Source organism: Achromobacter sp. 2789STDY5608621, assembly GCF_001299375.1.
In the GTDB taxonomy this organism is placed as follows: Bacteria; Pseudomonadota; Gammaproteobacteria; order Burkholderiales; family Burkholderiaceae_B; genus Achromobacter; species Achromobacter insuavis.
The window spans coordinates 53,054-60,341 of sequence record NZ_CYTU01000030.1 but is presented as its reverse complement, the minus strand read 5'-3'; the positions used below and the strand labels follow the sequence as shown (position 1 = coordinate 60,341).

At 70.1% G+C, this 7,288-nt stretch carries 7 protein-coding genes; 2 read left to right on the top strand and 5 right to left on the bottom strand.

Features of this window, described 5'->3' with window-relative positions; genetic code table 11:
- A partial coding sequence (locus tag AOZ53_RS23170) for an N-formylglutamate amidohydrolase (protein WP_054489540.1) occupies nucleotides 1–526 on the bottom strand: 526 nt, incomplete at its 3' end.
- 242 nt (nucleotides 527–768) lie between these two features.
- A complete protein-coding gene (locus AOZ53_RS23165; protein ID WP_054489538.1) occupies nucleotides 769–1,698 on the bottom strand; it encodes a LysR family transcriptional regulator in 930 nt (309 codons plus the stop codon).
- A gap of 188 nt (nucleotides 1,699–1,886) precedes the next feature.
- Here AOZ53_RS23165 and AOZ53_RS23160 point away from each other — a divergent pair, with 188 nt between their 5' ends.
- Nucleotides 1,887–3,074, top strand: coding sequence for an MFS transporter (locus AOZ53_RS23160; RefSeq protein ID WP_054489533.1), 1,188 nt, complete (start codon nucleotides 1,887–1,889; stop codon nucleotides 3,072–3,074).
- Here AOZ53_RS23160 and AOZ53_RS23155 read toward each other — a convergent pair.
- Complete coding sequence (locus AOZ53_RS23155; protein WP_054475827.1) at nucleotides 3,062–4,270, bottom strand: MFS transporter; 1,209 nt, start codon at nucleotides 4,268–4,270, stop codon at nucleotides 3,062–3,064. The genes AOZ53_RS23160 and AOZ53_RS23155 overlap by 13 nt on opposite strands.
- A 173-nt stretch (nucleotides 4,271–4,443) precedes the next feature.
- Nucleotides 4,444–5,025 (bottom strand): TetR/AcrR family transcriptional regulator, encoded by a 582-nt coding sequence (locus tag AOZ53_RS23150; protein ID WP_054475825.1) that lies wholly within the window; start codon nucleotides 5,023–5,025, stop codon nucleotides 4,444–4,446.
- Nucleotides 5,026–5,359: 334 nt separating this feature from the next.
- Here AOZ53_RS23150 and AOZ53_RS23145 point away from each other — a divergent pair, with 334 nt between their 5' ends.
- Entirely contained in the window at nucleotides 5,360–6,928 is a 1,569-nt protein-coding gene (locus AOZ53_RS23145; RefSeq protein ID WP_054475822.1) for an ABC transporter substrate-binding protein, read from the top strand.
- A gap of 33 nt (nucleotides 6,929–6,961) precedes the next feature.
- Here the strand turns inward: AOZ53_RS23145 and AOZ53_RS23140 are convergent.
- Nucleotides 6,962–7,288: LysR substrate-binding domain-containing protein (locus tag AOZ53_RS23140; RefSeq protein WP_231690668.1), on the bottom strand; the 327-nt coding region annotated here is incomplete at its 5' end.

The window sequence follows — 7,288 nt, the reverse complement described above, 5'->3', positions numbered from 1 at the left end:
AACTGGCGCCGTCCGCGGTGCCGAGGTTCAGGTCGGGCAGCTTGCCCTCGAACAGGCGCGGCAGCACGCTGGCGATGGAATGGGCTTCCCACAGCAGCACCGTGCCATGTTCGGCGCGGATGCGGTCGAGTTCTTCGCGCAGCTTGGCGTGGTAGGGCTGCCAGTAGGTCTGCAGCCGGTGCGCGCGCTCGTCGTCGGTCAGGCTGGCGTCGTTCGGGTACAGCGGCTCGCCGCGGAAGGTATGGGTCGGGCACAGGCCGGTCTTGGTCTGGCCGGGGTACAGGCTTTCGTCGTCGGGCGGACGGTTCAGGTCGACCACGTAGCGCGAATAGCGGGCGCCGAGCACGGAGGCGCCCAGCGCGTCGGCGAACTGGTACAGCGTGTCCAGGTGCCAATCGGTGTCGCCGGACTGTTGGCCGGCGGCGGTCATGCGGGCGCGCTGGGCGTCGGGAAGCTGGCTGCCCAGGTGGGGGATGGAGATCAGCAGCGGGGCAGTGCCGCGGCTGAAGTGGTAGATGTCGCTCAAGAAAAACTCCGGGTGGCAAGGGCAAGGCGCCGCGGGCTGGGCCGCGGATGGCGGGCGCCCTTACGCCGGAGCGCTGTCCCGCGGAGACCGGACAGCACTCTAGACAGGACCACCCGCCAGAGGTTTTGCATCAGTTTAGTGGATATAGATGATCGGTATCACTGATGCAAATGACGCCGGCCCGGGAGCATGCGGACGTTTGTTCCAGCCGCCGCGTTGCCGTGCCGGCGCACACACAGGCCTTATGTCGGCCAGGGCGCGCCCTGTTGCCAGCGCGCCACGATGCCGTCGATCAGCAGCCGCACCTTGGGGGCCAGGTGGCGCCGGTGCGGATACACGGCGCAGACGGGCGCGCCCGGCGGCGCGTGGGGTTCCAGCACGGCCACCAGGCGGCCCTGCCGCAGGTCGTCGCCCACCAGGAAGGCGCCCAGCTGGACGATGCCCGCGCCTGCCAATGCGGCATCGCGCAATGCCTCGGTGTTGCCCAGCCGCAGTCGGCCGGCGACCGCGACAGGGCGGTCCTGGCCGTGGCTGGCGTAGCGCCACGGGACCGGCGCGCCCATGTGGGTGAAGGCCAGGGTCTGGTGGCGCGCCAGATCGTCGGGCGAGGCCGGCGCGCCGTGGCGCGCCAGATAGGCGGGGGCGGCGCAGGTGATGAGCCGGTGCGGCGCCAGGACGCGCCGCACCAGCCGGCTGTCGGCCTCGCCGCCTATGCGGATGGCGACGTCGATGCCGTCGCGCACCAGGTCGGTGTAGTCGTCGGTGAAGCTGATGTCGGCTTCGACGCCGGGCCATTGCCGCAGGTAGTCGGCCACCAAGGGCATGATGTGCAGCCGGCCCAAGGCCACCGGCAGGTCGATGCGCAGGCGGCCGCGCGGCGTTTCCTGGCGGCTGGCCATGGCGCCGGTGGCGTTGTCGACCTCGGCCACGATGCGCTGCGCGTGTTCGTAGAACAGCCGGCCTTCGTCGCTGAGGCTGACGCTGCGGGTACTGCGATGCAGCAGCCGCGCGCCCAGGCCCTGTTCGAGCCGCGCGATGCATTTGCCGATGGCCGAGCGCGACAGCCCCAGGCGTTCCGAGGCCAGCGTGAAGCTCTGCGCGTCTGCGACGCGGATGAAGGCGATCACATCGCCGATATGGTCGATGCCGGTGACAGGGGCGGGCGGCGTCATGGAACGGCTCCAGGGCAGGGCGGCGATGTCGCGTCCGATTGGCGACGATTCGTCCCTTTTGTTTCTTTGGAAGCCTACTTTATCAGCGAAACGGAAACAGTAGACTGGCCGGGCCAGCCGTCGGACGGCCTGGCGCGAGCGCCCGCCCGGCGTTCTTTTCCCTGTTCCTGTTTGGCGAGAGGCTTTCCATGACCCGCGGTATTTCCCTGAACCCGGCCGCCGCGCGCGGCGAATCGTCCCGCGGCGCCTGGGCCGGCGTGCTGGCGGCCGGCATGGCGACGTTCTGCGTCGTCACCACCGAGATGCTGCCGGTGGGGCTGCTGGTGCCGATCGCCGCCAGTCTGGACGTGTCGGTGGGCCGCGTCGGCTGGCTGATGGTGGCGCCCGGCCTGCTGGCCGCGCTGTGCGCGCCGCTGGTGGTGGTCGGCGCGCGCGGCATCGACCGGCGCCGGATCCTGTGCGGCCTGCTGCTGTTGCTGGCCCTTGCCAACCTGGGTAGCGCGCTGGCGCCGGGCCTGGCCGGATTCCTGGCCGCGCGCGTCCTGGTCGGCCTCTGCATCGGCGGCATCTGGGCGGTGGCCGGCGGCCTGGCGGACCGGCTGGTTCCCGCCGCGTCGGTCGGCATGGCCACCGCGGTCATCTTCGGCGGCGTGGCGGTGGCGTCGGTGCTGGGCGTGCCGCTGGGCGCGCTGATCGGCAATCTGGCGGGCTGGCGCAGCGCCTTCGGCGCGATGGCGGCGCTGAGCGCGGCGGCGCTGCTGTTCGCCGCGCTGGCGTTGCCGCCGCTGCCGGTGGCGCAGTCGGTGACGGCGCGCCAGCTGTCGGATCAACTGCGCAATCCGGGCCTGCGGCGCGGGCTGTTCATCACCCTGTTCCTGGTGGCTGGGCATTTCATGGCCTACACCTTCGTGCGCCCCGTGCTGCAGACGATGGCGGGGTTCGCGGCGGACTGGATCGGCCCGTTGCTGTTCGCCTACGGCGTGGCCGGCATCGCCGGCAATTTCCTGGCGGGCGGCGCGGCGGCGCGGCGCCCGCGCGCGACGCTGCTGGCGATCACGCTGGGCCTGCTGGCGACCCTGGCGCTGCTGCCCTGGCTGGGCGACCTGCGCGCCGCCGCCGCGGCCTTGCTGCTGTTGTGGGGACTGTCGTACGGCGGCGTATCGGTCGCATTGCAGACCTGGGTAATGCAGGCCGCGCGCGGCGCGGTCGAAGCGGCGACGTCGCTGTTCGTCGGCGTGTTCAACCTGGCCATCGCGCTAGGCGCGCTGGCGGGCGGGGTCAGCGTCGATCACTGGGGCCTGCCCGCCACGCTGCTGGCGGCCGCTGCCTGCATGCTGGCGGCGTTGGCGGCGTTGGCCGGACGCTACGGCCGGTGACCGGGGCGGAAGCCGTGCGCGCTTGCCCGCCATGCGGCCAGCAGCGCGATCGCGGCCAGCGCGGCGACGGTCCAGGCGAAGGAGCCGGCGCCGGCCGTGTCCAGCAGGGCGCCGCCGAGCATGCCGCCGCAGGCGATGCCGAGGTTGAAGATCGTGACCAGCATCGACTGCGCCACGTCGGAATGCTCGCCGGCGGTGTCGGCGAGGGCGGTCTGCAACAGCGTCGGCGCGCCGCCGAAACTCAAGCCCCACAGCGCCACGCCCGCCAACAGCACCGCCGGGTTGCCGCCGGCCAGGCCCAGCGCGCAGGCGGTCAGCGCGAACAGCGCCAGCGAAAGCAGCGTCAGCAGGCGCAGGCGCCGGTCCACCATCATGCCCGTCAGCCACAGGCCGGCGACCGCGCTGGCGCCGAACACCAGCAGCGCCAGGTCGACCGAGGCCGGCCTGCCCAGGTGGATCAGGTACGGCGCGATGTAGGTATAGAGCACGTTGTGCGCCAGGATCCAGGTGAACAGCACGAACAGGATCGGGCGGATGCCCGGCAGCAGGAAGGTGCGCGCGATCGGCTGGCGCTGGCGCGCGGCCTGGCCGGCGAAGTCGGGCACGGCCGCGCGCACCCAGATCACCAGCGCCAGCGACACGGCGGCCATCAGCCAGAACACGCCGCGCCAGTCCATCAGGCTGCCGAGCCAGGCGCCGGCGGGCACGCCGATGCACAGGGCCAGCGGCTGGCCCGCGCCCACCACCGCCAGGGCCCGGCCCTGCTGGCGCGAGGCCACCATGCGGCGCGCATAGCCGGCCAGCAGGCCCCACAGCAGGCCGGCCGCCATGCCGCCGGCAAAGCGCGCCGCCAGCGTCAGCGCGTAATGGGTCGACAGTGCCGTGACCACGTTGAACATGCACAGGCCGGCAATCGCCAGCAACAGCAGCGGCCGGCGGTTCCAGCTGCGGGTGGCGGCGATGATGGGAATCGCCGCCAGCACCGAGCCGGCCGCGAACAATGTCACCAACTGCCCGGCCAGCGCCTCGGAGACGCCCAGGCCCTGGCCGATCTGCGGCAGCAGGCCGGCGGGCACGGTCTCGGTCATGATGGTGATGAAGCCCGCCAGCGCCAGGGCCAGCAGCTTGCCCAGCGGCAAACCGTCGGTGTCGTCGCGGGGGCAGGCGCCGGCGGGAAGAGGTGGGGTGAAACTCATGCGGAAACTCCGATTGCGGTTAAATTGGAATGATCATTCCAGAAAAGAACGAAGCAAGGCGCGCGACACCGGAATGCCGCAGTATGCCTGATGTGTCCGAGAGGGCTGCGCGAGGCGCCTTGGCGCCGCTCGGCCCTGGAGCGCGTGTGAGGCGCCTGTCGTGTGAACTGGCCCTAGATCGTGCCCAGCGCCACCGAGATCACGTCGCCGAGCCACTGGCGGCGCTCGCGGGCATTGCTGCCCTTGGCGACCACCCGCAGCCCCTGGATGGTGGTGACGATGAAGCGGGCCAGCGCGCGCGGCGATTTGCCGGCGTCGATCTCGCCGCTGGCCTGGCCCTCGGCCAGGATCCGCTCCAGCGCTTTCTCCAGGCGCTGGAAGTTGCGCCGCACCAGTTCGGCCACCACCTCGTCCTGCCCCGCCATTTCCAGCGAGGCATTGGCCACCAGGCAGCCGCGCCGGCTGGCCTCGCGCAGTTCGTCGTCGGCGATGAAGTCGAGCAGGCGGCCGATGCGCTCGCGCGCGTTGCCGGGCCGGGCCAGCAGGTCGAGGTTGGCGGCGGTCAGCGCGTGGTAGCGCCGCAGCGCCGCTTCATACAGGCCCTGCTTGCTGCCGAAGGCGTTGTAGAGGCTGCCGCGGCCCAGGCCGGTGCCGTCCACCAGGTCCTGCACGGAGGTGGCGGCATAGCCGCGCCGCCAGAACACCTGCATGGCGGCGTCGGCGACCTCGTCGGGTTCAAAATCCTTGGTGCGCATGGCGTGCTTTATGGAATGATCGTTCAAATAAGAATACGGTCGGCGGTCGGGAAGCGTCAAGCAAGACCGTCCGAGCCGAAGGGGCTTTGCGCCGTCCGCGGGCGTCGGTGTTTTCCCTGAAACCCCGGTTTTTTCCCCTATCAGTAGTAACCACTAGCCGCGCCGGCGGTTCCCGGGCATGCGGCGCGGCAGACGGCCAGGATATAACCCTGTGGAATAGGTCAAGGACTTGAAGGACTTTGACGCCATGCTTTCCCGCTTCTAGTCTGCCAGCAAGCCGTACCTCTGACTGCAGATGACCAAAGCCGCCGACGCGCGGCACACAAGGGAAGTCATGAACCGTCCTGCCACCACTTTCGTCTTTGCCGCCGCGCTGTTCGCGGCCTGTAGCGCCGGGCTCGTCGCCCCGGCCCATGCCCAGGAGCGGCCGATGCTGCGCATCAGCTCGGGCGCCGCCGACAACGCCACGCTGGATCCGCATCGCGCCACCTCCACCGCCGACAAGGGCGTGGCCGCGCAGATGTTCGACGCGCTGGTGCGATTCCCGGCCGGCAGCGCCGACCCCAAGGCGCTGGAGCCGGACCTGGCCGAACGCTGGGAGGCCTCGCCCGACAGCAAGACCTGGACCTTCCACCTGCGCCACGGCGTGCAGTTCCATGCCGGCTATGGCGAACTCAAGGCGGAGGACGTGGTGTATTCGATCCAGCGCGCGGCCGACCCCAACCGCTCCAGCTTCGCCGCCACCTTCGCCCTGATCGACAAGGTCGAGGCGGTCGACGACTACACCGTGCGCTTCACGCTCAAGTATCCGGACGCCGCCTTCCTGGGGCGCGTGTCGAACTATCACGGCGGCAACATCGTCAGCAAGAAGGCGGCCGAGAAGCTGGGCGACAAGTTCGGCGCCGCGCCGGTCGGCACCGGCCCGTTCGCGTTCGGCGAGCACATCACGCAGCAGTACGTGAAGCTGGTGGCCAATGACGCCTACTTCCGCGGCAAGCCGAAGCTGGCCGGCATCATGTACCGCATGATCCCGTCGGACAGCGCGCGCGAACTGGCGTTTACCTCCAACGAGATCGACGTGATGCAGGGCAAGCGCGAACAGCGCTGGGTCGAACGCTCGGCCAAGCGCGGCATGCAGGTCGACATCTTCGAGCCGGCCGAATTCCGCACGCTGCACATCAACCGCAACATCAAGCCGCTCGACAACCTGAAAGTGCGCCAGGCGATCGCCGCCGCCATCAACGTCGACGAGATCGTGCGCTACGCCGGCAAGGACGTGGCCGAGAAGGGCTGCTCGGTGGTGCCCAATGGCTACCTGGGCCAGGACTGCGGCGCCGGCGGCTACGCCTACGACCCGGAGCGCGCCCGCAAGCTGCTGGCCGAGGCGGGCTTTCCGAACGGCATCGAGATCAAGTCGATCGTCTCCAACATCTCGGCGCAGCAGCCGATCATGGAGATCGTGCAGGCGCAGCTGGCCAAGGCCGGCATCAAGCTCAACATGGAAGTGGTGGACCACGCCACCTACCAGGCCAAGAGCCGCCAGGACCTGAGCGGCCTGGTGTTCTACGGCGCGGCGCGCTTTCCCAACGCCGACACCTACCTGACCGAGTTCTACGACTCGGCCGCCGCGATCGGCGCGCCGGCCGCGATGTCGAACTTTTCGCACTGCTCGGTGGCCGACGACGCCATCCGCCAGGCCCGCATCGAACCGGACCCGGCGCGCCAGCTGGCGCTGTGGAAGGAGGCCCAGGCCAGGATCCATGACGACGTCTGCGCGGTGCCGCTGTTCGGCCTGAAGCAGGTGTGGGTGCACAGCGACCGCGTCAACTACGGCTATGCGCTCAAGGGCGCGCTGAACCTGCAGCCGCCGGTGACCGAGCTGACCACGGTCAAGGCGCCCTGAACCGGGCGGGTCATCGCCCCGCGGGGCGATGGCTCACTGGCCCTTGAGCACTTCCCGGGAGATCTGCGCGGCGACGTCGCGCGCCTCCTGGACAAAGGTCTCGACCAATGCCGCGTTGCGCGATGCCTGCGTGCGGCACAGCTGGAAATGGAAATTCAACTCCGGATCGAACCGCCGCAATACCAGGCGGTTCTGGAACCCTTCGGCGAACAGCGGATGAATCAAGGACACCCCCAGGCCGGCCGCGACGAACTCGCACACCGTCGGCGCGGTGCTGGTATCGACCACCACGTTGAGGCTGGCGCCGGCGCCGTCGAACGCCTGCCGCACCAGCTCCTGCGTCTGGCTGTCGGCGCCGAA

Excerpts from the sequence above, each read along its gene's own strand:
- AOZ53_RS23165 (WP_054489538.1), bottom strand. The coding sequence starts at position 1,698 with ATGACGCCGCCCGCCCCTGTCACCGGCATCGACCATATCGGCGATGTG.
- AOZ53_RS23160 (WP_054489533.1), top strand. The coding sequence starts at position 1,887 with ATGACCCGCGGTATTTCCCTGAACCCGGCCGCCGCGCGCGGCGAATCG.
- AOZ53_RS23155 (WP_054475827.1), bottom strand. The coding sequence starts at position 4,270 with ATGAGTTTCACCCCACCTCTTCCCGCCGGCGCCTGCCCCCGCGACGAC.
- AOZ53_RS23150 (WP_054475825.1), bottom strand. The coding sequence starts at position 5,025 with ATGCGCACCAAGGATTTTGAACCCGACGAGGTCGCCGACGCCGCCATG.
- AOZ53_RS23145 (WP_054475822.1), top strand. The coding sequence starts at position 5,360 with ATGAACCGTCCTGCCACCACTTTCGTCTTTGCCGCCGCGCTGTTCGCG.